The following is a 23,688-nucleotide window of genomic DNA, read 5'->3' as shown; positions in this document are numbered from 1 at the left end:
TTGAAACAAGCAGTTTGGTTTCCAACAGAAGAGTATAAAGAAAAAACGCGTTTATATGGTTGGATGAAATCATTGGGCTATGAAGATTATGAAACGTTTTATAATAAGTCAATTGAAGAAACAGCTTGGTTTTGGGGAAAAGCTGAGAAAGCGGTTGGCTATCAATGGATGAAACCTTATACAGAAGTGCTAGATTTAGAAAATGGTACGCCGTTTGCACAGTGGTATAATGGCGGAACATGTAATGTTGTAGAATCGGTTTTATCACGCTGGCTTGCAGATGATGAAACAAGAACGCAACCAGCACTTCAGTATGAAGGGGAAAATGGAACTTCAAAATCATTTACATATGAAGAGCTTGATAGCTGGGTAAGTCGCGTTGCAAACGGTTTGAAACATGCGGGTATTGAAAAAGGTGACCGAGTAACAATTTATATGCCGATGATTCCAGAAACAGTTGTTGCGATGCTAGCGGTTATGAAGATCGGAGCAATTATTTCACCAATATTCTCAGGATTCGCGTCTGATGCAGTTATGACACGTGTGCAAGCGGCAGGATCGAAAATGATCATTACTGCAGATGGTTTTTCACGCCGAGGAAAAATCGTTTCATTAAAAGATGAAGTAGATAAAGCTTGTGAGCAGTGTCCAACTGTTGAAAAAGTTGTTATTGTACGCCATGCGGGAAATGATTTTACACCGCATAATTATGATTTCTCATGGAGTACGCTAGAAAAAGAAAAACCATTTGTACATGCTGAAGAGATGAATAGTGATGATCCGTTAATGCTCATTTATACATCAGGTACAACTGGGAAACCGAAAGGAACAGTACATACACATGCTGGTTTCCCTTTGAAATCTGCATTTGATGCAGGATTTGGAATGAATATTAAACAAGGTGACCGTGTATTATGGGTAACTGATATGGGCTGGATGATGGGACCGTTTTTATTATTCGGCTCTCTCATTAATGGAGCAACGATGGTTATGTATGAAGGTGTTCCTGACTTCCCAGAGGCAGATCGTTTATGGGAGACAGTTGATAAATATGAAATTACACATCTCGGTATATCACCAACGTTAATTCGTGCGTTAATGGCAAAAGGTGATGAGTATGTAAATAAACATTCGCTAAAGAGTTTAGAAGTGTTCGCATCAACAGGTGAACCTTGGAATCCAGATCCTTGGATGTGGCTATTTGAAACGGTTGGAAAAAGTAATGTACCAATTTGTAACTATTCAGGCGGAACTGAAATTTCTGGTGGGATTTTCGGAAATGTTCTTATTAAGCCAATTGCACCGATTAGTTTTAACGCTTCTTTACCAGGAATGGCAGCGGTTGTGCTCGATGATCAAGGTAACCCAATTCGTGATGAAGTGGGAGAATTATGTTTAGAGAAACCTTGGGTTGGTATGACGAAAAGTTTCTGGGAAGATGATGAGCGTTATGTAAACACATATTGGTCACGCTTTGAAAATAAATGGGTTCATGGTGACTGGGTTATTTATGATGGTGAGCAATATATTATTACAGGACGCTCTGATGATACGTTAAACATTGCCGGAAAACGTATTGGACCTGCTGAATATGAATCTATTCTTGTGAAGCATAATGATGTCATAGAAGCTGCCGCGATTGGTGTACCTGATGATGTAAAAGGTGAAGTTTGTCATTGTTTTGTAGTATTAAGGGACAATGTAACATTCACAGGGGAGTTAAAGAAAGAATTAATGAGTTTAGTAAACTCTCATATTGGTAAAGCATTATGTCCAAAAGACATCCACGTTGTAGAAGATTTACCGAAAACACGTAATTCTAAAGTGATGCGACGCGTCATAAAAGCTGCTTATTTAGGAAAAGAATTAGGTGATTTATCATCACTTGTAAATCCTGAAGTAGTTCCGTTTATTCAGGGATTGCAGTCTAGTAAATTATAAAATTAGGAATGAGCTCTATTTAAATAGAGCTCATTCCTAATTTTATAAAAAGAGAAGAGGGAAGAAGTAAATTTGAAGTAGAAAAATTCTACTATTAGTGTTAAGTATGTTTGTTTTATAGTCTTTATCAAAATACGATACTGTTGCATGTCTATCCAATGGAGTGATTGAATTTTGTTAAGAATGAAAATTTAGTGAAGAAAAAAGCAATGAATAAAAGGAGAAATCCCTGGGGGACAGGGATTCAATAAAGGAGATATCATTGTCGTTCAATGTCGAAATTTGGCGTATTCGACAAATTAATATTATCACGAATTTTCAGGAGATTGTGATAGTGGATGTGTCAAAAATGTGTACGGGTTTCATATAAAAGTGTTAATTAAATAGGAAAAGGGAAAAGAATTAAGTTCACTCGTTCTTAAGATTTTTCCCTTTTAAATTTACTGCTTGTTCGTTGTTCTATATACATCTGAAATTGGTAAATCATCGCCATGTAAAGCTTGAGTACTGTCCTTTTTGTTTGAATCATGTGCCTCCTGAGATGTTTCTTGCATTTGCTCTTGGGCTTTACTAGGAGTATTCAGCGCATCCGATGACACATAATCAAGTTGTTGACTTAATAGATTTTTTTTATCCATGTTATGTAGCTCCTTTTTAAATTTAGATATAAAAACGAAGTGTTTTTAAATAGTTACGTGGGTATTATGTTTCTTTGAATGGAATTATATACACAAACTATATTGAGAATTTAACTAATTATAAAAATCACTTGTGATGACAAAATTAAGAAATATAAAGATTATTAGTTCTTAATAAAAGCTTTATTTTAGTAGGGTGTTTCGAAATTTCATTTGAAAGGAACATCCCAATGATAAGATGAGCACTGTAAATCAGTACTCATCTTATCAGAAATTGCTTAGTACTTAAAGATAATTAGCTCCAAGCTATGAAAAAGTGTGCGGTAATAGTACAAAGAGACTTTGGTTGATTCGGATAGATGATGACGAAGAATGATGTGAAAATTTCATTTCGTAGAGAAATAAGTTGATTAAGGATGGGCATAGAATATGCCATATCTGTATTAAAAAAGAGCAGAATTTAGCCTATATATAAAGATGTTGGAATTGTTCTAAAGGGGGGAATATTTGAAATATAAATAATTGAGGGGAGTGAACTAATAATGGAAACTAGTACTTTTTTAGGATTGTTTTGGGGATGGGTAACGGTTATTGTATCGGGAATACTTTTCGTACGTCCATCGGTACTACGTGAATTGAAAAAATTAGTGGTTGAAGACAGAGGATTTGGTATTATGTATGGTTTTCTATCGATTTTCCTAGGGTTAGGTAGTGTAATCCTACATAATATATGGGTATTCAACTGGCAGGGGTTCCTAACGTTTATTGCATGGCTTGCATTATTAAAGGGAATCTACATAATTGCATATCCTGAACCTTCCAAGAAAACAGACTTTGAAGTAAGGGTACTATCTACACGTATAGTGCTCGCTATCATTGGCGCCTTGGCTTTATGGATGCTTATAGTAATCTATATAAAATAATCTTTTTCTAATAAGGAAGTTAATAAAATATGAGGAAATTCCATAATAATACTAATTTTAGAATGTTCCATTGCGAAATGGTCAGAAATTCTTGCTTACAAATCGTGCATTCCCTAATTTATATGCTCAAAAATTTATAGGAGCATTAGAATTTGCGAGTGTTCGGGATTTTGGTGTATGTGGTCTTTTAGTTAGAGAAAATGGTGCGTACATTTTTAAAACTCATAGATGGCTGGTTGAATCTTGGCGAAGAGCAATAGATTAAATACGATTCTTTTATGTGAAGTTCGATAAAAAAGTACAGTAGATTCATCTATTGGAGGAAAACGTGGTGTTTCTAAAAGGAATAATTTACGTTTCTATGATTCACCAACTTGGTAGGATAAAGACGTTGCTGGTTCTGTTAATGTATGATTAGAGTTTGTTATTGATGCAAAAGTAAGTGTTAAAGGAACACTACAATACAAGGTGCACAATAGCAAAGGAAAAACATACTGCTGTAAATAAGCTTATTTGTATGTGAAGTAATTAAAGAGTCGATTTATAAGAGTCAGCTTATTTTTCAATACTCCACTCAACTAGTAATTATAGATGCCAGTTTAAATCTCTACGTGTTAATATATAAAAAGCTGACTATATTTAGTCAGCTTTTTATATATTCTAGTATTTATCGGTCCCAAAAGACATATTCTTTCCTTTAAGTTGACATTTAATATATTACCAATGTTTTCTTTTACAATGACAACAAATAAAGAAACATTTACAGCGACACTTATTTCGTTTAGAACGCCAATCATCATCACAATGGTGCTGTTCTTTAGATTTCCACCAATCATCATTGCAATGCTTTTCTTTAGAAAGCCAATCATCATCACAATGGTGCTGTTCTTTAGATTTCCACCAGTCATCACAACAATGCTTTTTCTTAGAACTCCAGCAATCATTTTTCCAGGACATTTTTTTATACCTCCCTTCAATTAGGGTTCATATTATTCTATGTTTTAGTAAAAAAATGGCTTGTTTATTAACCTATTGTTTTACCTTTATATGATAGAGTGCTTTCTATTAAATATAGAATTCATACAAACTATGCTTAATTTTCAAAAGGTAGTGGAGAGAACTGCTGGTTATGATATTGATCAACAAACACTTGTTGAAGAAAACGTTCTGATTTTAAATAGTATCTTATTTTGGAGTACGCTTTTTTGAATGTATATTTCACAACAGCAAAGGCAAAACATACTATATTACTGCAAACAAAGCCTATGTATATGTGAAGTAATAGGAAAAGCTGGTGCCTCTTAAAGGAGCCGGCTTATTAAAAGAAAAACAGGTTCGTTTGATAAAGAGGTTGTCTAAATTTTAAATTCAGCAGAATTAAATCCAAGTCCGCTCATTAAACAGGCCTTTAATTGTTAGAGGTCCGTTTTGTTATTAATAAAGAAAAGAATGTTATTGTCGTTGAAAGCACGTTTATACTAATAATGCTACATATTTGGAGTATTTGAATTGAGTATGCATACAGTAGTATATTCGTTTTTAATATATAAAAAAAGGTTTAGTACAAGTGTTTGTTTTTTTGTTTCTATGCTTTTGTCTCGTACACTTTTAAGCTATTGGACATACTTTACTAATAGAAAGGATTAGGGGGTGAGGATTTGGGTTCTCGATTTAATAATTGTAGAAAAAAATGTACGTGTAAACATGATGATTGTTGGGATGTTTTTGAAGAGTGTAAAAAAGAACAGCATGAGAAATGTGCCAGCTCTTGTGTACAAGGAATTAGAGACGAACTTAAAAAATTAATTAATAAAACAGTGCGAATTAACACTGAAGGACGTACTTATATAGGTACTGTTTCTTCTGTAACTTGCGATGTTGTTAAGTTAGCTGCTATTCCTGGTTCAGTTGCAGCAATTATATCTCTTTGTAAAATTGAAGCAATTTTACCACCTGCTACAACTGTTGCTGATGAGTTTGATTTTAACGGTGTTGACGTAGCAAATAAAGAGTAATTATGCCTTATTGATGCTAAGCCATTCTTATGAATGGCTTTTTATTTTGTTTAAAAGGGAATATATTTTTCATATAGAAATAAATTTGAAGGTGTATAAAAGGTTGTGTGAAAGGAGAATGAGAGTGATCAAGCTGAAACAATTTACAAGAACCGATTTCAAACAATTAATAAATTGGATTGATTCCGAAGAATTTTTAATTCAATGGTCAGGAAATGCATTTACATATCCTTTACATGAACAACAATTAGAAAAATATATAGAAAGTGCAAATACACTTGCATTTAAAGTGATAGATGAAGAGACTAAAGAAGTAATTGGTCATATTTCACTTGGACAAATTGACAATATAAATAAATCTGCAAGGATTGGAAAAGTGCTAGTTGGTGATACGAAAATGCGAGGACGTTCTATAGGGAAACATATGATGAAAGCAGTACTGCAAATTGCATTTGAAGAATTAAAACTACATAGAGTAACGCTTGGTGTTTATGATTTTAATACGTCGGCCATTTCATGTTATGAAAAAATAGGATTTATAAAAGAAGGTTTATTAAGAGAGTCAAAAAAAGTAGGAGAAACGTATTGGAATTTATGGGAAATGAGTATGTTAGAATATGAATGGAGTGATAAAAAACAATAGTTTTTTATAATTATGTTATGTTAACTGAAGGGGTATGGTGGGAAATATGAATAAAAAAACGAAAATCATTACAATCGCAGCAGTTTCAGGAGGAGGTAAAACTACTGTTACAGAAAGATTAACTCACAAGTTAATGAATTCAAAAGCACTATATTTTGATAGCTATGACTTTGATAATTGTCCTGCTGATATTTGTAAATGGATTGATGATGGAGCAAATTATGATGAATGGGTACTCACACCATTAATTAAGGATATTCAGCATCTGTTACAAAATAGTTATCTAGATTATATTATTGTAGATTATCCTTTTGCATAACTAAATAGTGAAATGCGACAATTCATTGATGTAACCATATTTATCGACACACCTTTAGATATTGCGATGGCTAGAAGAATTTTGCGAGATTTTAAGGAAGATACAATGAGTGAAATACAAAATGATTTAAAGCACTATATAACATATGCTAGAAAAGCTTATTTAGAGGCACTTCATACCGTAAAGCCAAATTCAGATATTGTTTTGGATGGATCTTTATCTGTCGATGAAATAATTAATCAAATTTTAGAGGCACTTAATCGGAGAGAAGTGATTGTCAATGGCTAAATGTATAGAGGAATATGTACAAGTTGATGATTTTAAAATGTATTTAAAAGTATTCCAAGGAAAGCAGTTGCAACCTGTTATTATAATGGAAGCAGGTTATGGAGATTATTCCAAGGCATGGGAGCATATTGCTGAAGGGTTGACTGAATTTGGGACGGTAATTGCATATGATCGAGCTGGATTAGGAAAAAGTGGGAAGAGTTCCAAGCGACGTATTAGTTCTGAAATGGTAAAAGATTTAAGAAGTTGCTTAAAGCAATTACAATTGAAACCACCTTATATTTTTGTAGGACATTCTTTTGGTGGTATAAATGCACGTTTATTTGCGACTTTTTATCCCGAAGATATGTTGGGAATAGTTTTGGTTGATTCGACACCGGAAAATTATAAAGAAGATTTTTTGCCAATCATGTCTCCAGAATTTCAAGAAGCTTACTATAAACAGTTTGTATATGAAAGTTCTTATGAAGAGTTTATGTTTAGTCTCGGTGAAGCAGATAAACATCGTCAGTCAATGAGAAATATTCCACTTGCCGTGTTAGCTGCGGGTAAAAAAGCTTTTTATTCGCCAGATGCACAAATGAAATGGTTACAATTGCAAGAAGAATTATTACGATTATCAAGCAATAATAAATTTGTAATTGCAGAACAAAGCGGCCACTATATTCAAAAAGATGAGCCATATTGTGTAATAGATGCTGTTAAGTGGATTATTCAGGTAGGGGAGAGATAAATATGTACACTTTATTTCAATACAATTGGCAAGTAAGAGACGATTGGTTTAAGTGGTGTGAGCAAGTTTCAGAGGAAGAATTACTCCGCAAGCGTATTGGTGGTGTTGGAAGTATTTTAGAAACATTATTCCATATTGTCGATGTTGAGTACAGCTGGATTAGCGCGCTCCAAGGAAAAAAAGATAATGCACCGCAATTTAAAGATTATCAATCAATCCAAAAAGTGAAAGCGTTATCTGATTTGTATAAACGAGAATTAGAAGATTTTTTACAAGTATGGCCAGCTAACTTAGAAGGTAAAATATTAAAAGCTTCGTGGACAGATAAAACATATACATATGGTGAGGTTTTAAGACATGTAATTGTGCATGAAATTCACCATATTGGTCAGATATCTATATGGGCAAGAGAGTTAAACCTTCAGCCTATTTCAGCGAATTTAATTGGAAGAGGACTATAGATTTAGAAAACGGCTTGTACTGTAAATGCAAGCCGTTTTTTATATATAAGAAGATTTCCTAGTTGAAATCCTCGGATTTTTTCTGACGAATATGTAAGAACATTAAAAATGTAATAATGAAGAAAATCAACAATGTTTGTATGATTAAATTTTTAAACTGAAGCAAAACTGCCCAGGATGTAACAGCATCTTTAAATGCTTGTAGTGCAGAGTACGAGGAAGGATCAAAACCGTACTGTAGTAACTTTTTTGTTTCAATAAAAGCTTTATTTTCTTCATTGGAGTCTAATATTACTGAAATCAGCCTAGTATCTTCTCGTTTTGCTGTACTGACAAAACTATAATTACCATTAGTTGAAAAACTAGTTTGTAAGCCGTCAACACCTTGGAGTTTAATGTTTTCATTAAGGGAATAAATCATTTTATTTGTGTTAAAAACTTGGGAATTTTTGAAGGTGAATTGGTAAGAGGTTAGCTTTGTAATATTTAGTACATCTGGAAAGTCTTTTACTAATTGTGTTGCCAGTTTTGCTACGTCTATTGCTGTTGTAGTTGATTGTTTATTTGTATCGTTATAAATTCCAGTAGCGTTTAGAAACGGGGATGGTTGTGATAACTTTAATTGTTTTGCTTTTTCATTCATTAAAAGTGTAAAGTTGTCTTCGTTTCCAGCAATGTGTTCTGCAAGGGCAAGTGCGGAACGATTATTCCCTGTCAAAAACAATGCATGAAGTAAATCACGAACCGTCGTTTTATCTTTCGAAGTTACTTGTATAGGACTCGTTTCTGCTCGGAAAACTTCGTTACTTATTTTTACTAATTCATCTAACTGTATTTTTCCTTCATTCAGTTGTTCCAGTGTGATATATTCTGTCATTAATTTAGATAAAGCAGCTGATTGTATAGGGCTTTCTTCATTTTTTTTATAAACAACTTCACCTGAATTAGCATCTATTAAAATAGCTGATTTAGCTTGAATAATTGGACCATTTACATAAAGGTAAAAATATAAAACGATAAGTGCTGTAATAACAAAAGATAACAATAAAATTGTTAATTTTTTCAAGAATTGCATAAGCGTCCTCCTAATCTGACATCAATAATAGTATTGTAAAAAAGAATGCTTAATTAGGAAGAAAGAAAAGGTAAAGAATTTCTAAAGAATTATAAAGTATTATTAAATTTTGGATGTTAATGGAAAATGAAAGGTTCAATCTCTTATATGGTAAGAAATTGAACCTAAAATTAAGTTGTATTATCATTTATATGGTTGTAGTTTTACAGTGAATGTTGTTTTTTTATCATCACTATATACTTCAATTGTTCCTTTATGCAATTCGACAATACTTTTTGCAATTGCTAATCCGAGCCCAGATCCACCGGTGTTTGTAGAGCGTGATTTCTCAACGCGATAAAAACGTTCAAAAATATGGGGTAAATCCGTACTAGGAATAGGTTGACCATAATTTGTTATATCTATAGTAATCATATTATTGCTTTCATAGGCAGCAAGGTCGATGTAGCCACCGTCGTTTCCATAAGCGATAGCGTTTATAATAAGATTTTCAAACACACGCATTAATTTGTCTCCATCAGCTAATACCATTAGTTTTTGAGATGGGAAAGAAGGTCGACATTCTATATTAGCTTCTTGAACTTGTATGCGGAATTGAACAGTTAATTGTCCAAGTAGCTCTACAATATCAATAGGAGCAGAGCATAAACTTAACTCTTTATTTTGAACACGTGTATATTCAAACAAGTCATTCATTAATGCATTAAGACGGGTTACTTTATCGTAAATGACGTGTATATAATGGCGTAATTCCACTTCATCCCTATAATTATCATGGTGGATTAAATTCACGTATCCAACTATGGAGGTAAGGGGAGTACGTAAATCATGTGATACATTTGTAATAAGTTCACTTTTTGCTTGTTCTGCTTGTCTCTCTTCATCAATTGAGACTTTCAATTGTTCAACAATTTGATTAACCCCGGTTGCTAATTCTTCCAGATAATGATGATTTACGATAGAAACTTTATGATTGAAGTTTCCATTTGCAATATAACGAATCTCTTCTATCATTTTTTTAATACAAGTTTCATAGTAAATCTTTCTTTCATGACGATAAAAAATGTATAGGTAGGATGAGAAAATAGAAAATAAAAACAAATAAGATACAATCATCATCCATAGAGATTCCTTTATTCCTTTATATTTTTCATATCCAAAAATTCTAATGAATTCTTTTCCGAGTTCACTTAACGTAAGTGAACTTTCAATTACACTTGTAACAAGGCGATATATAATTAATTCAGTAATAGGAGTAAGCGTGATAGCTAACAATAACCAAAAGATTATTTTCCATTTTGGGATATCTTTTAATACATCAAATGCTTCATTTCTCAATTTTATAGCCTACTCCCCAAACAGTATGAATAAACTTCTCTCCATTCATTACTGTTTCAAGTTTATCCCGTAAATTACTAATGTGGACCATTACAGTTTTATTTGAACCATAACCATCTTCATTCCAAACGCGTTCAAAAATTTCTTCGGAACTAAATACCCTTCCGGTATTACTCGCAAGTAAATATAAAATATCAAATTCAATAGAAGTAAGTTTAATATATTCTCCATTTACTTTAACAGTATGATTATGTTTGTGTATTTCAGCAGAACGAATGCGAATCATACCATCTTCATTTTTTGGAGAAGTAGCATTTTGGAAAGATGATCGTCGAAGCAAGGCTTTCACTCTAGCTACTAATTCTAATGGATTAAATGGTTTAATCATATAATCATCGGCGCCTGTCATAAGTCCTAATATTTTATCCATATCTTCTGCTTTTGCACTTAGCATAAGAATAGGTACAGTATTATTTTCACGAACTTCTTGGCAAACTTCTAATCCATTTCGTTTTGGCATCATAATATCCAAAATCATAAGGTCAACTTCATATGTAGAAATCATTTGTAATGCTTCATCGCCATCATATGCTTTATAAATGTTATAGCCTTCATTTCGCAAATAAACAGCAAGTAATTCAACAATTTCTTTATCATCATCAATAATTAATATGTTTTTATTCATTATGTAGTTCCTTTCCTTACAAATCATTAACATTACTATAATATCAAACATTTATGTGTTTTGTAGCAATGATTCTCCATAAAATTTCATGTAACGTATAAAAAGGGGATTAAAACATTCGTAACGAATACAAATAAAAAGGATATTTAAATACAGCGTTATATTGAAAGTTATATGTCAGTGGCTAGAAGAAGCATTTTGGCAGTTAAAAGAAAATTCTTATCCAGATGTATTTCTCATAAATATAACGAAAGATATTATCATGTTTATTTATGATGATAGAGGATGTGAAGTAATTACGAAGAATAAAGAAACAATATGAAATTTATATGAGAAATATAAAGAGTGGATTCCAGATTATGAAAGAGAAAGTATAGATAACTTATTTAAATGACAGTAGGGGAAGTGAAGTGTGTAATGAAACGTATTGCAATCGTAGCCGCTTGGGAACCTGAACTTACGTATTTGCATCAATATTATCCAAGTGAACGCATTGAAAAAAGAGCAGCTTGGGAATTTCATTTTCATACTATAAATGATCTGGAAATTATTTCAGTTATAACTGGTGTTGGCAAGGTAAGTTGTGCTAGTTGTGTACAATTATTAATTAGTGAGTTTCAGCCTGATGAGTTGTTTATGACAGGGATATGCGGAAGCCTATCAAACAAAGTGAAAAATGGTCATATTGTAGTGGCACTAAACGCAATACAACACGATGTTACTGCTGCTGGTTCGGGCGAAGATGTTTTTAACTTATATAATGGTAGAACAGCACCTATTGAAACAACAAAATCGCTTGTAAGAAGAATAAAAAAAATACGATCTTATGATCCGATTCATTTTGGTACATTTTTATCTGGAGATCAACGTATCCGTAGTTCAGAGATGAGATATTTACTCCATACTGTATACGGAGCATTGGCGGTTGATCAAGAGGTCGCAGCTTTTGCTTATGTATGTCAAATCAATAAAAAACCATTTTTATGTTTAAAAGCTGCTTCAGATCAAGCAAATGATAAAACGAAAGAGGAACAAAAAATATTTAAAATGTTAGCATGTGAAAGAGCGTGCGAGCATTTAATTGCTTTTTTACGTGTATATGAGATTAATGTAGTAAACAATAGATAGTAAGAGGGGTTTAATATTGGAAAGTACAAATAAAATAGCTATTTTGGGTGCGAACGGAAAAGCCGGGAAATTTCTTGTAAACGAAGCGTTAGAAAAGGGATATGAAGTAAAAATATTAACGAGAAATTCTAATTATACGGGGATAACAAATAAAAATTTAGAGGTTATTATTGGGGATGCACGTGATTTTTCTTCAATATGCGAATTACTTAAAGGTTGTCGAGCTGTAATTAATGCGGTAGGTCAACCGAAAAATGAATCTTATATTTTTAGCACAGTAACGAAGCATATTTTAGAAGCAATGAAGGAGTTTGAAATAAAAAGATATATTCTAATTTCCGGAGGTTCTTTAAATGTTACAGAAGATCAGAAGGGAATTATAAATAAAATAGGAGCTACCTTGTTTAAATTATTTTTACCAAAGATGATGCAAGATAAATATGAAGAATTACAAATTATCCAAAGTAGTGAGGTAGATTGGACAATTGTTAGATTACCATTTGTTTTAGAGGGGGATGGCATTGGAAATATTAAAGAGAGTTTAGTCGATATGCCAGGAATCAAAATACAAAATGGGGATATTGCACCATTTGTTATAAAACAAATTAATAGTGAGAGATATGTAGGGAAATGTCCGTTTATTTCAAATTAAGCAGTAGAATTCAAAATTAAAGTACGATGTGATTAATATATCTCATGTATTTGAACGTTAAGTTTAATACGAGTAAGTGGGGGATAATTTTATATGATTCAATACAAAAGATGCAGTGAAGTAAGTATAGATTTAGTATATGAAGCTTTTAGGGATGGATTTTCAGATTACATCATAAAAATGGAAGTTTCAAAAGAAGATTTTATACAAAGATTTTTAGGACCAGAAGGTAACTTGCTAGAGCACTCTTTTCTAGCTTTAGATGGTGACAAATCAGTTGGTGTAATACTTGGTGGGATAAAGGATTATGAAAATATAAAAACAATGCGCTGTGGAACATTAGCAGTTCATCCTAATTATCGTGGTATTGGTGTGAGTCAAAAGTTATTTGAACTGCATAAAGAAGAGGCGATTCAAAATGAGTGTAAGCAACTTTTTCTTGAAGTCATTGTAGGTAATGACCGAGCAATTCGTTTTTATAATAAATTAGGCTATGAAAAAGTGTACGATCTATCTTATTATAATTTAAAAGATTTGACTAAAATAATAAGTAAAGACGGTAAGGGAATTGAAGTAAAAAAATTAGAATTCCAAGCTTTTAAAGTTGAAATTCAGAAATGGTTATATTTCCATATAAATTGGCAAAATGATAGGGATTATATCGAAAAAACAAATAATACATTTTACGGTGCATATGTCGGTAATGAATTGAAAGGTTCTATATGTATTAATGAACAAGGTAAAATTAGTTTTATTTTCGTAGACAAAGACTATAGAAATCGGAGTATTGGATCAAAATTATTACAAGTAGTAAGAGATGAGTTAAATTTAGCAAGTTTATCAATTGGATTTCCAAACAACAATTTACTGGAAGGGTTTTTAAAGAAAACTGGATTTGAAAAAAATTCTTTAGCACAATATGAAATGTATTTATTGTTATAAAAAGCGGAAGGAGTTATTCTTTCGCTTTTTATTTTTATACTATATTGATATTTTACTTTGTATAATATTCATTTTTTATGTAGAATAGATAGGATAGGATAGGATGGGAGGGGATAAAATGAATAATGGATTAAAGTTTAAGATTTTTGAATTGCATTGTTTCGTTCAAAAGACTTATTCTGATATTAAAACAGCATGTGATATTGCTATTTATCAAGAAAACACTTCTAAATATTTAATTTCATTAGGGTTTTTAAATAAATCATACATGACTTATATAGAAGCAAAAAGATTTTATCGTGAAAATGAAGAACTTGTTAGTGTAGAATTTGATAATTTCTTTGATACATATGATAAATTAGAACTGGAATTAAAAAAAGTTATTTCAACTGAAGATAAGAATCCTTCATTGCTACATAGTAGATTTGATCAGTTTCAGCAGAAGGTTGAAAATATAAATGACCTAATAAAAGTATTGCAAAATGCTCGTTAATGAATGCTTTTTTCTTTTTATATAGAAATTATGTATTGAAAATATATTAGGGATATTACATATTGAAGAGATGACTTTTGTTGATTACAGAAGTCATCTTTTTATAATAGGGTTTGCGTAATGTTATGTAATTTGTATTTGCTCTATTTTTGATAGGAATAAATTATATGAATTTTAGCAGTTTCATATTTTAGGAAATTATACGAGGGAAATAACATGAAAAATAAAAAAGAAATAGCTATAGTTGCATTAACAACAGGATTGGCTTTAACAAGTGTAACACCATATGGAGTAGGTTATGCAGAGGAAACGGGTCAAATGCAAGTTGATATTCAAGAGGATTCGTTCCGCACAGGAGAACTTACACAACCATCACAAAAAACGCCAGAGAATGTAGTGAAAGACGCACTTAAGGAAAAGACGGAGCATGCTTTGTCTCCAAAACAAGTTAGTGGAGACAAAGGGGTAGATTACAAGGTTCTTCAAAAACGTGGTTCATATGATGGGACTACACTTGTGCGTATGCAACAAATATATGAAGGAAAAGAAGTATATGGATACCAATTGACTGCTCATGTAGATAAAAAGGGTATTATTAAAAGTGTTTCAGGGGACAGCGCACAAAATTTAGCAAAAGAAGATTTAAAGGATCCTATTCATTTATCAAAAGAAAAAGCAAAACAATATATTTATACGAAGTATGGAAATGATATTAAATTTATTTCTGATCCAGAAGTTAAGGAAGTTATTTTTGTTGATGAAAATAATGGACAGGCTAGCAATGCATATCAAGTTACATTTGCTGCTGCAACACCAAACTATGTATCTGGAACTTATTTAGTGAATGCTCATAATGGTGATATGTTAAAAGATATGGTACAAGAATCAGTTTTAAAAGTAAGTGAAGAGCAAGTTGAATCTTTAAAAGAAACTAGAAAAAGCAATCTCATATCATTAACTGGAACAGGAAAAGATGATGTAGGTATAATTCGCACTTTTGGTATTTCTGAGCAAAGTAACGAAAAATATGCACTTGCTGATTATACAAGAGGGCAAGGAATTGAGACGTATGATGTAAATTATAGAGATATTAATTTTGAAGAAAGATATTATCCAGGTATATTAGCAACTAGCACTTCAACAGAATTTAATGATCCAAAGGCGGTAAGTGCTCATTTCTTAGCAACAAAGGTATATGATTTTTATAAAGACAAATATAAGCGTAATAGTTTTGATAATAAGGGGAAAAAAGTAGTATCAGTTGTACATGCATGGCATTCAGGAGAAACAGATGATCCTAAAAATTGGGGGAATGCATTTAGTGCTAATATTAACAATGTTAGTATGCTTATATATGGTGATCCAATGGTTAGAGCGTTTGACATAGCGGGCCATGAATTTACACATGCTGTTACATCTAGCGAATCTAATCTTGAATTCTTTGGGGAATCTGGGGCAATTAATGAGGCATTATCTGATATTATGGGAACCGCCATTGAGAAATATATAAATAATGGGGAATTTAATTGGACAATAGGAGAACAAAGTGGATCAGTTCTCCGTAATATGAAAAATCCATCTTCAGTCAAATTTTTTGATGGAGTACCGTATCCGGATGATTATAGTAAATTCAGTGATTTAAACGGAGAGGATAATGAGGGCGTTCATTTTAACTCAAGTATTATTAATAAAGTCGCTTATTTAATTGCACAAGGTGGTACTCATAACGGTGTAACTGTAAATGGTATTGGTGAAGATAAAATGTTTGATATTTTCTATTATGCAAATACTGATGAATTGAACATGACTTCTAATTTCTCTGAATTAAGATTAGCGTGTCTTAAAGTTGCAACAAATAAATATGGGGCAAATTCATTTGAGGTTGAAACGGTCCAAAAAGCTTTTGATGCAGTAAAAATTAAAGGAACAGTGAAAGAAAACGAAAACACTAAGGAAAACCAAATCCCAGAGTTAACTGTACCGCTTACAATTACACTACGTGTAGGTGATACGTTTGACCTGATGAGCAATGTAAAAGCTATCGATAAAGAAGATGGTGATTTAACAAATAGAGTAAAACATAAAGGTGATGTAGATACTTCTAAACCAGGCAAATACATTGTGGATTACTCTGTCATTGATTCTCAAGGTGGGAATGCAAAGGCAGCACAGACTGTAATTGTAGAGGGAAATGGAGAAACATCAGATCTAAATCCTACATTAACAGTGCCTGCTGCAGCGACAATTCATGTAGGAGATTCATTCGATCCAATGGCAAAAGTAAAAGCTATTGATAAAGAAAACGGCGATCTTACTTCTAAAGTAAAAGTTGATGGTGAAGTAGATACCTCTAAAGCCGGTACATACGTATTAACGTACACAGTTACAGATTCTGAGGGTCATGAAGTAACTGCGAAACAAACTGTAACGGTCAAAGTTAGAGAAGAAGTTAAAAATGAAATACCAATACTAAAAGTACCTGCTACAATTACAATTAATAAGGGGGATCAATTTAATCCAATGGTAGGCGTATCAGCTACTGATAAAGAGGATGGTGACCTTACTTCTAAAGTAGCGTATGAAGGAACTATAGATACCTCTAAAACTGGTACTTTTGAAATAATATATAGTGTCAGAGATTCCGTAGGTAATGAGGTACATACAATACAAAAAGTATTTGTGAAAGATAAAAACATTGAAAAAGCTAATGGTCTTGCTAATAACACTAATATATCGAACAACAGTAATTCCGATAAAAAAGAATTTACATATAAAGAGCTTCCAAACACGGGTGTAAGTACAACTAATAGTGCGGCAATGGGCATATGGATGGTTATTGCTGGTACAGTACTTACTTTGGTTCGCAAATTTAGAAAGATACAAAAATAATAGTAGGGATTATTTGTTGGAAGAAAAGAGTTCATTATCCAAAAGAAATAAAGTAGAAAGTAATTAAAACAAAATAAGGAAATCTACCTTAGGCGTAAATTATGTTATAGGTACCGATGAACGAATGTCACTAACCGAAAAAAGCTTAGTTCTTTCTCACACAATAATTATTAGATGGATTTTTTACTTAATAAGATTTTAGTAGTTAAGTGGTGTATTTGCCTACTATAAAACCTTGCGCTTGAATGCTATTCTGTTTGCGAAACTACATTACATATAAAACACGTTACTATTCTCAGTCAAATAAAAGAATAGTAACGTGTTTTTTTGATTTATAAATAGCCTAAACTCAAAAGGTCATGAATGTGGGAGTAATTCTAATCTTTCATTGATAAGTTACTGAAAGCACTTTGTTTTAATGGAAGATTCACTCTAAATGACAACATGAGATTGTCGGTATTTACCAGGTGTTTCGTTGGTGAATTTTTTAAAAATTTTAGTGAAATAGCTTTGATCACTAAAATTAAGCGAAGCACATATGTCTGATAAGGGATAGGTTGTGAAAGTTAATAATTTCTTCGCTTCTTCGATTCGTTCACGTTGAATGTACTCAATTAATGATATACCGACTTCTTTTTTGAATAATATAGATAAATAATCTGAATTCACATTTGCAAATTTAGCAATTTGTTTAACAGATATTTGATTGTAAATATTTTTGAAAATGTAGTTTTTACAAATAGCGATAGTCTTTGAATGTTGCTGTACTTTCTGTTCTTTTACACGGTCTGCAAAAGAACAGAAAACATTTCTTAATAAATCCCAAACGGATTCTATGTCTTTTAAATCTTCTGTCTTTTGGGTGTATAAATCGTAAATCTTGTAAGCGATCCCGGAAGGAAGACCTCCTTTTATAGCATACCTAGTAGCAAGTGTGATGGATGAAATACAAATGTTTTTATGACGTCTTAATTGATGGAATGAAGATAAAGATGAAAGAGTCTCTTGTTGGAATTCGTAATAATATTTGAGTACAGTTTCTTTATCCCCGTTTTCTATAGCTCCAAGTAGTTGTTGCTCTATATACAAGTTATGACAAATAGATTCGTCTTTTTGCATTGAAAAATATATATCTTCGTTTAAGATTCTGCTATGACTTATATGAAATGAGTCACTATTATTTGAAAAGGTACTTACATCTGAATTTTTTTTATAGAGAATGTTATAGAACAATATTGCTATATTTACAAAGAAATTTTGATCTTTTATTGACAATGAAAAATAATGGTTAATTGTTTTTTTATAATTAGAAATAAAATTAAGGTTACTATCCGTTTTACTTGTAGAAAAATTTACATGTGTTAAGGGCCCAATAATAACAGTACCGTTCACCATATAATCGCTCTTTATGTGAATTAAAATAAAGTGCCCTAAATGTTGGTGAGTTCTGAAGATAGGGAAATTATATGAATCATTTTTCTGTAAAAGCACATGTAACTGCTCTATGTTTGATGCATACCACGAATGTGAATCATTTTTTGATGTAAACTCTATAAGAATATTTTTGTTACAATCTAAAAAACAAACTGGAATTTCAAAATATTGGAAAAACATATTGCAAATGTACTCTATCTCGACTAGACTGAGCTTTTTAGTCATATTCTTCCTCCTTACAGTTGTGCGTAATAGTTGAATGATTACATATTCCTTTTTTCAAAAGTAGAAACGGAAAAACTTTATCTATAAAAATTATAAACTTCTAAGAATAATACCATAATTTAACATGAATAGCACATATTATTTGAATATACAGGTAATAGTTTAAGGAGTAACGTAAAATATGGATCGCACACTTATTTGCTGGTTATTGCTTATATGTATCAAAAAATGATTAAGATTGGATTTTAAATAGGGATAAGAAGGGAGTAATTAATGAAAATTAGCGATGGAAGTTAATATGTAACGATTTTTGAAGTAGAGATATAAGTGTAATTCAGGGGAGAAAACTACATATATCATACGGAGAGACAACGTAATAATAGAAAATAAGAAGAGTGAATAAGTGATTGTAAACAATGGATTGTTAGACGGCTATGTTTTATGTTATTCTTTTAAATCTGATACTTGGCACACTATTGCTTTTAAGAAGGTAATAGTAATAAAGAGATTAATAAAATGATAGAAGTAGTAAAGGGGATAAGAGAAATGAAAAAAATATTTAGTGTGCTTTTAGTGTTTTTCTTAACATTTTCTACATGGTCTAGTGTATTAGTAAAGGCAGCTTCACCATCAAAAGGTACTTTAACGATTCATAAGTATGAACAAGAAAAAGATGGAGCACCAGGGCTAGAAGGTGACGGTTCTGCAAATCAAGAGGTGCCAACAAATGCGAAACCGTTAAAAGGTGTAACGTTTGAAGTGAAAAGGGTTGCATCATTTGAAAAAATTTCAAATGATGGGAAAATCGTGAAAGAAGATGTGAAACCTGTAATGGGAGCAACTCCAACTCAAGTAGTAACAGATGATAACGGACAAGCTGTATTAAAAGATCTTCCGCTAGGACGTTATGAAGTGAAAGAAGTGGCAGGACCTCCGCATGTTAACCTAAATCCAAATACGTATACAGTTGATATCCCATTAACGAATAAAGAGGGTAAGGTACTAAACTATGATGTTCATATGTATCCGAAAAATGAGATTAAACGTGGTGCAGTTGATTTAGTGAAGACTGGTACAAATGAAAAAGCGTTAGCAGGTGCAGTATTCTCTTTATTTAAAAAAGATGGTACAGAATTGAAAAACGAGTTGGTAACAGATGGTAATGGGCATATTCGCGTTCAAGGATTAGATTATGGAGAATACTATTTCCAAGAGACAAAAGCGCCGAAAGGGTATGTAATAGATCCGACTAAACGAGAGTTTTTTATAAAGAACTCCGGAACTATTAACGAAGATGGAACAATTACTTCTGGTACAGTAGTTAAAGTAGAAGTGAAAAACTATGAAGAACCAACTATTGATAAAAAGATTAACGGAAATTTGGAAGCGTTACCAATTAATCCGTTAACTAATTACAATTATGATATCAAAACATTAATTCCAGAAGACATTAAAGAATACAAAAAATATGTGGTAACAGATACTTTGGACAATCGTTTAATGATTCAAGGAAAGCCGATTGTGAAGGTTGATGGAGTGGAAGTAAATGCAAGCATTGTAGAGGTAGCTGTGGAAGGTCAAAAAGTAACAGCTACAGTAAAAGATTTCACAAAATTAGATGGTAAAAAAGAATTTCATTTACAAATTAAATCACAAGTAAAAGAAGGAGTACCATCTGGTTCAGAAATTTTAAATACAGCAAAAATTGATTTTATAAATAAAAATGATGTAATTGGAGAAAAGGAATCTAAACCTGTAGTTGTTGTTCCGACAACTGGAATTATCGAGTTAACAAAAATTGATGGTGCTGATAAGAAGAAATTAAAAGGTGCAGAGTTTGTACTTAAAGATAAAAATGGGAAAATAGTTGTTGTAGCAGGAAAAGAAGTCACAGGTGTATCAGATGAAAATGGTGTTATTAAATGGACTAACATTCCGTACGGAGACTATCAAATTTTTGAAACGAAAGCACCAACATATACAAAAGAAGATGGTACAACAGCTTCTTATCAATTATTAAAAGACCCAATTGATGTAAAAATTAGCGAAAATAATCAAACGATTAAATTAACGATAGAAAATAATAAAAGTGGATGGATGCTTCCAGTAACGGGTGGTATAGGAACGACTCTTTTTACTGTACTAGGCCTTGCGTTAATGGTTACAGCGGCATTTGTTTTCTTTAGAAAAAAGTTTGCTAATAATTAAGATTTTAGGAACATGTAACCATGTGATGTGAAAAGGGGAGAAGCAAAATGCTTCCCTCTTTTCGATATTTTAGTATATGCAGAGGTGGAAATATGAAACGAAATCTTATTTTAGGAGGTATTTTTTTATTTGGATTAGGTATTTTTTTATATCCTACTATTAGTAATTGGTTGGCGACTCGTGCACATTATTCTGAGATTAGCTCTTACGATAAGAAGATTAAATCACTACAAAAGAAAGAAGTAGAACGTAGGGAAAAAGAAGCAGCCGAATATAATAAACAAGTTCAAACTTCCACGAAAACATTTGCAGATCCATTTTCTGAAGAAAAAAATAATCATCAAGCGTATGCCGATGCGTTAAATTTAGGTGATGTAATGGGATATATTGAAATATCGAAAATTAATATAAAACTGCCAATCTATCCAGGGACCGCTGAGGAAGTATTGAGTCGCGGGGTAGGTCATTTAGATTTTTCTTCACTTCCAGTAGGTGGAGTAAATACGCACACTATTTTAACAGGACATCGTGGTTTACCGTCAGCAAAATTATTTACAGATTTAGATAAGTTAAGTGAAGGAGATCTTTTTTATATTCATTCTTTAGACAAAGTTCTTGCTTATAAAGTAGATCAAATTAAAGTAGTATTACCACACGAAACTGATGATTTGAAAATTGTGGAAAATAAAGATTATACAACACTAATTACATGTACGCCTTATGGAGTAAACACAAATAGATTACTGGTTCGAGGTGAGCGTGTGGAGTTTAACGAGAAAGAAAAACAAAAAATGAGTACAGGGATATTTATGTTTAATAAGTGGACGGTAATAGTCACAATCCTATTGTTATGTGTGCTTCTAGTCGCAATTTATAAGAAAAAATTAACTCGATAGAATTGTATTTATTTATCCGGTATTAATCGGCAGTGGGACCGAAAATTCAGAGATAAGCAAAGAAGGTATATAGAGGATAAAGTAAGTCCTCATTGATAAAAATTTCACTTTATTCGAATGTGGAAAAATACGGCAAAGGTGGGAGCGAAGGAATTGAGGCTACGATTAAAGCTGGTAAGTATTCATTTTATGATTTTGTTAATATTATGTGTTAGTTTTATCGTATATGTACCAAAAGAAGCATATGGATCCACAGTAAACTTAGAAGGTCTAGGTGATATATCGCGTTATAATGCTGTTGTCTTTGGTAACCATAAAGCAGTAGGTGGCGACATTGAAGGAGCAATCGCAGTTCAAGGTGATATGGATGCATCAGGTTATACGATTGTAGGTGCAGCAGCGGGAACATCTAATATGGTTGGGGAAAAATGGAATGATGAGGGATATCCATCCTTATTATTGTCGGGAAAATTTAAAAAATCAAGAGAGGAATCATTTATCATTCAAAACGGAATAGTCGTAATGACAAAAGAGAGTGATCCAGATCGTATTATACAATCTTCTTATGATCGTATCGTTTATAAAGAAAAACTAGAAATTGAAGAGAAATTTAATGAATTTCGCAACATAGTAAACGAAGTCAGTAAAAATGCAGGCCAATATAAAACGAATACCCCAATTCCAAATATGAGTTATGGGATCGGAAAAGATATAAACAATCCTAATATTTATGTTTCATCAGAATTGACAGGGGAAATCAATTTAGATATAAAAGATGTATTTTTACCCAATGCTAAGGGAAAAGATTTTATTGTTATGTATTCGGATGCAACAGAGGTTACATTTAAAAATGGGTCTATTCTATATGACACGAACAATATTGGAAGGGCTACGGATATAATTCCTACATCACAACCCTATTCTCCTAATTCACCGTTTACTGAACTATACGGGAAAGTGATGTGGGTTTTTCCTAATGCTAAAAAGATCACAACAGAGGGATATGGTGTCGTTGGGAGTGTGTTTGCTCCCAATGCTGTATTAGAAACAAAAGGCGGTTCGATTAATGGACAAGCATTTGTCGGTGCGGTACAACAAACTGGTGGATTTGAATTTCACAATTTCAAATTTGACTGGCAACATTGGAACAAGCCTAGTACAGGAAAAGTAAAAATAAAAAAAGTTGATAGTAATAATGATAATAAAAAATTGGTGGGAGCAAAGTTTCATATTGAAGATTCTAAAGGAAAGGTAGTTGGTGAGCTAGTAACAGATGAAAAAGGAGAAGCGATATCAAAAGACTTACCAATAGGTAACTATACCCTAGTGGAAGTAGAAGCACCTAAAGGTTATGAATTATTAAAAGATAAAGTAGTTGTAAAAGTAGAAAAAGATGTAGTAGTAGAAATTAAAATAGGAAATAAGAAATTGCCAGATCCGATGGGGAAAATGAAGTTAGTGAAAGTAGATACGAGCGATAAAAATAAACAGCTAGCAGGAGCAAAGTTTCATATTGAAGATTCTAAAGGAAAGGTAGTTGGTGAGCTAGTAACAGATGAAAAAGGAGAAGCGATATCAAAAGACTTACCAATAGGTAACTATACCCTAGTGGAAGTAGAAGCACCTAAAGGTTATGAATTATTAAAAGATAAAGTAGTTGTAAAAGTAGAAAAAGATGTAGTAGTAGAAATTAAAATAGGAAATAAGAAATTGCCAGATCCGATGGGGAAAATGAAGTTAGTGAAAGTAGATACGAGCGATA

20 protein-coding genes and 4 pseudogenes are annotated in these 23,688 nt (G+C 32.2%); 18 read left to right on the top strand and 6 right to left on the bottom strand.

Features of this window, described 5'->3' with window-relative positions:
* On the top strand, positions 1-1,941 hold the full coding sequence (locus tag CO726_RS19650) for an AMP-binding protein (protein WP_099685389.1): 1,941 nt from the start codon (positions 1-3) through the stop codon (positions 1,939-1,941).
* 440 nt (positions 1,942-2,381) lie between these two features.
* On the opposite strand, the gene CO726_RS19645 is transcribed toward CO726_RS19650, so the two are convergent.
* Entirely contained in the window at positions 2,382-2,579 is a 198-nt protein-coding gene (locus tag CO726_RS19645; protein ID WP_000358738.1) for a hypothetical protein, read from the bottom strand.
* A gap of 542 nt (positions 2,580-3,121) precedes the next feature.
* Between CO726_RS19645 and CO726_RS19640 the strand changes: the two genes are divergently transcribed.
* The 3 genes and pseudogenes from CO726_RS19640 to CO726_RS32530 all read left to right on the top strand — a co-directional run.
* The gene (locus CO726_RS19640) at positions 3,122-3,502 is read left to right on the top strand and encodes a hypothetical protein (protein WP_099685388.1); all 381 of its coding nucleotides are present in this window, start codon (positions 3,122-3,124) and stop codon (positions 3,500-3,502) included.
* Positions 3,503-3,559: 57 nt separating this feature from the next.
* Positions 3,560-3,737 (top strand): annotated as a pseudogene (locus CO726_RS33200) (terminase large subunit); the annotation flags it as partial.
* A pseudogene (locus CO726_RS32530) lies at positions 3,730-4,009 on the top strand (N-acetylmuramoyl-L-alanine amidase); the annotation flags it as partial. The pseudogenes CO726_RS33200 and CO726_RS32530, both read left to right, overlap by 8 nt.
* 107 nt (positions 4,010-4,116) lie before the next feature.
* On the opposite strand, the gene CO726_RS19630 reads toward CO726_RS32530, so the two are convergent.
* A complete protein-coding gene (locus CO726_RS19630; RefSeq protein WP_169513054.1) occupies positions 4,117-4,479 on the bottom strand; it encodes a hypothetical protein in 363 nt (120 codons plus the stop codon).
* 681 nt (positions 4,480-5,160) lie between these two features.
* On the opposite strand from CO726_RS19630, the gene CO726_RS19625 reads away from it, so the two are divergent.
* From CO726_RS19625 to CO726_RS19605, 5 genes and pseudogenes are all read left to right on the top strand, one after another.
* Entirely contained in the window at positions 5,161-5,517 is a 357-nt protein-coding gene (locus CO726_RS19625) for a hypothetical protein (protein ID WP_099685386.1), read from the top strand.
* Positions 5,518-5,635: 118 nt separating this feature from the next.
* Positions 5,636-6,160 (top strand): GNAT family N-acetyltransferase, encoded by a 525-nt coding sequence (locus tag CO726_RS19620; RefSeq protein WP_099685385.1) that lies wholly within the window; start codon positions 5,636-5,638, stop codon positions 6,158-6,160.
* Positions 6,161-6,206: 46 nt separating this feature from the next.
* Positions 6,207-6,767 (top strand): annotated as a pseudogene (locus tag CO726_RS19615) (nucleoside/nucleotide kinase family protein).
* Positions 6,760-7,500: an alpha/beta fold hydrolase gene (locus CO726_RS19610; RefSeq protein WP_099685384.1), complete on the top strand. Its 741-nt coding sequence runs from the start codon at positions 6,760-6,762 to the stop codon at positions 7,498-7,500. Before CO726_RS19615 ends, CO726_RS19610 begins: the two are co-directional and overlap by 8 nt.
* A gap of 2 nt (positions 7,501-7,502) precedes the next feature.
* Positions 7,503-7,961, top strand: coding sequence for a DinB family protein (locus CO726_RS19605; RefSeq protein ID WP_099685383.1), 459 nt, complete (start codon positions 7,503-7,505; stop codon positions 7,959-7,961).
* Between the two features lie 58 nt (positions 7,962-8,019).
* Here the strand turns inward: CO726_RS19605 and CO726_RS19600 are convergent, their stop codons facing one another.
* From CO726_RS19600 to CO726_RS19590, 3 genes are all read right to left on the bottom strand, one after another.
* On the bottom strand, positions 8,020-9,036 hold the full coding sequence (locus tag CO726_RS19600; RefSeq protein WP_099685382.1) for a D-alanyl-D-alanine carboxypeptidase family protein: 1,017 nt from the start codon (positions 9,034-9,036) through the stop codon (positions 8,020-8,022).
* 183 nt (positions 9,037-9,219) lie between these two features.
* On the bottom strand, positions 9,220-10,374 hold the full coding sequence (locus tag CO726_RS19595) for a sensor histidine kinase (RefSeq protein WP_099685381.1): 1,155 nt from the start codon (positions 10,372-10,374) through the stop codon (positions 9,220-9,222).
* The gene (locus CO726_RS19590) at positions 10,364-11,059 is read right to left on the bottom strand and encodes a response regulator transcription factor (RefSeq protein ID WP_098762143.1); all 696 of its coding nucleotides are present in this window, start codon (positions 11,057-11,059) and stop codon (positions 10,364-10,366) included. The genes CO726_RS19595 and CO726_RS19590 overlap by 11 nt, the downstream gene beginning before the upstream one ends.
* A 160-nt stretch (positions 11,060-11,219) precedes the next feature.
* Between CO726_RS19590 and CO726_RS19585 the strand changes: the two are divergent.
* From CO726_RS19585 to CO726_RS19560, 6 genes and pseudogenes are all read left to right on the top strand, one after another.
* Positions 11,220-11,453 (top strand): annotated as a pseudogene (locus CO726_RS19585) (DUF3885 domain-containing protein).
* Positions 11,450-12,187 carry a phosphorylase family protein gene (locus CO726_RS19580; protein ID WP_136699761.1) on the top strand — a complete coding sequence of 246 codons (738 nt, stop codon included), beginning with the start codon at positions 11,450-11,452 and terminating at the stop codon, positions 12,185-12,187. The pseudogene CO726_RS19585 and the gene CO726_RS19580 overlap by 4 nt, the downstream one beginning before the upstream one ends.
* Positions 12,188-12,203: 16 nt before the next feature.
* Complete coding sequence (locus CO726_RS19575) at positions 12,204-12,839, top strand: SDR family oxidoreductase (protein WP_099685380.1); 636 nt, start codon at positions 12,204-12,206, stop codon at positions 12,837-12,839.
* 93 nt (positions 12,840-12,932) lie between these two features.
* Positions 12,933-13,781, top strand: a complete 849-nt coding sequence (locus tag CO726_RS19570) for a GNAT family N-acetyltransferase (RefSeq protein WP_099685379.1) — start codon at positions 12,933-12,935, stop codon at positions 13,779-13,781.
* A 118-nt stretch (positions 13,782-13,899) separates the two neighbouring features.
* A complete protein-coding gene (locus tag CO726_RS19565; protein ID WP_099685378.1) occupies positions 13,900-14,274 on the top strand; it encodes a hypothetical protein in 375 nt (124 codons plus the stop codon).
* 216 nt (positions 14,275-14,490) lie between these two features.
* Positions 14,491-17,163 carry a M4 family metallopeptidase gene (locus tag CO726_RS19560; RefSeq protein ID WP_099685377.1) on the top strand — a complete coding sequence of 891 codons (2,673 nt, stop codon included), beginning with the start codon at positions 14,491-14,493 and terminating at the stop codon, positions 17,161-17,163.
* Between the two features lie 432 nt (positions 17,164-17,595).
* Here the strand turns inward: CO726_RS19560 and CO726_RS19555 are convergent, their stop codons facing one another.
* Entirely contained in the window at positions 17,596-18,822 is a 1,227-nt protein-coding gene (locus CO726_RS19555) for an AraC family transcriptional regulator (protein WP_136699759.1), read from the bottom strand.
* A gap of 546 nt (positions 18,823-19,368) precedes the next feature.
* Here CO726_RS19555 and CO726_RS19550 point away from each other — a divergent pair.
* The 3 genes from CO726_RS19550 to CO726_RS19540 form a co-directional block, all read left to right on the top strand.
* Positions 19,369-21,030 (top strand): SpaA isopeptide-forming pilin-related protein, encoded by a 1,662-nt coding sequence (locus tag CO726_RS19550; RefSeq protein WP_099685376.1) that lies wholly within the window; start codon positions 19,369-19,371, stop codon positions 21,028-21,030.
* A 92-nt stretch (positions 21,031-21,122) separates the two neighbouring features.
* A complete protein-coding gene (locus CO726_RS19545; RefSeq protein WP_099685375.1) occupies positions 21,123-21,926 on the top strand; it encodes a class C sortase in 804 nt (267 codons plus the stop codon).
* Positions 21,927-22,079: 153 nt separating this feature from the next.
* Positions 22,080-23,688 (top strand): SpaA isopeptide-forming pilin-related protein (locus tag CO726_RS19540; protein ID WP_099685374.1); only part of this gene is annotated, 1,609 nt, incomplete at its 3' end.

Source organism: Bacillus fungorum, from assembly GCF_002746455.1.
Classification (GTDB): Bacteria; Bacillota; Bacilli; order Bacillales; family Bacillaceae_G; genus Bacillus_A; species Bacillus_A fungorum.
The sequence above is the reverse complement of the archived record's forward strand: the minus strand, read 5'-3'. Positions and strand labels throughout refer to the sequence as shown.

Coding starts and splice junctions, on each gene's coding strand:
- CO726_RS19550 (WP_099685376.1), top strand. CDS start 19,369: ATGAAAAAAATATTTAGTGTGCTTTTAGTGTTTTTCTTAACATTTTCT.
- CO726_RS19605 (WP_099685383.1), top strand. CDS start 7,503: ATGTACACTTTATTTCAATACAATTGGCAAGTAAGAGACGATTGGTTT.
- CO726_RS19560 (WP_099685377.1), top strand. CDS start 14,491: ATGAAAAATAAAAAAGAAATAGCTATAGTTGCATTAACAACAGGATTG.
- CO726_RS19600 (WP_099685382.1), bottom strand. CDS start 9,036: ATGCAATTCTTGAAAAAATTAACAATTTTATTGTTATCTTTTGTTATT.
- CO726_RS19565 (WP_099685378.1), top strand. CDS start 13,900: ATGAATAATGGATTAAAGTTTAAGATTTTTGAATTGCATTGTTTCGTT.
- CO726_RS19640 (WP_099685388.1), top strand. CDS start 3,122: ATGGAAACTAGTACTTTTTTAGGATTGTTTTGGGGATGGGTAACGGTT.
- CO726_RS19620 (WP_099685385.1), top strand. CDS start 5,636: ATGAGAGTGATCAAGCTGAAACAATTTACAAGAACCGATTTCAAACAA.
- CO726_RS19590 (WP_098762143.1), bottom strand. CDS start 11,059: ATGAATAAAAACATATTAATTATTGATGATGATAAAGAAATTGTTGAA.
- CO726_RS19580 (WP_136699761.1), top strand. CDS start 11,450: ATGACAGTAGGGGAAGTGAAGTGTGTAATGAAACGTATTGCAATCGTA.
- CO726_RS19555 (WP_136699759.1), bottom strand. CDS start 18,822: ATGACTAAAAAGCTCAGTCTAGTCGAGATAGAGTACATTTGCAATATG.
- CO726_RS19610 (WP_099685384.1), top strand. CDS start 6,760: ATGGCTAAATGTATAGAGGAATATGTACAAGTTGATGATTTTAAAATG.
- CO726_RS19570 (WP_099685379.1), top strand. CDS start 12,933: ATGATTCAATACAAAAGATGCAGTGAAGTAAGTATAGATTTAGTATAT.
- CO726_RS19545 (WP_099685375.1), top strand. CDS start 21,123: ATGAAACGAAATCTTATTTTAGGAGGTATTTTTTTATTTGGATTAGGT.
- CO726_RS19645 (WP_000358738.1), bottom strand. CDS start 2,579: ATGGATAAAAAAAATCTATTAAGTCAACAACTTGATTATGTGTCATCG.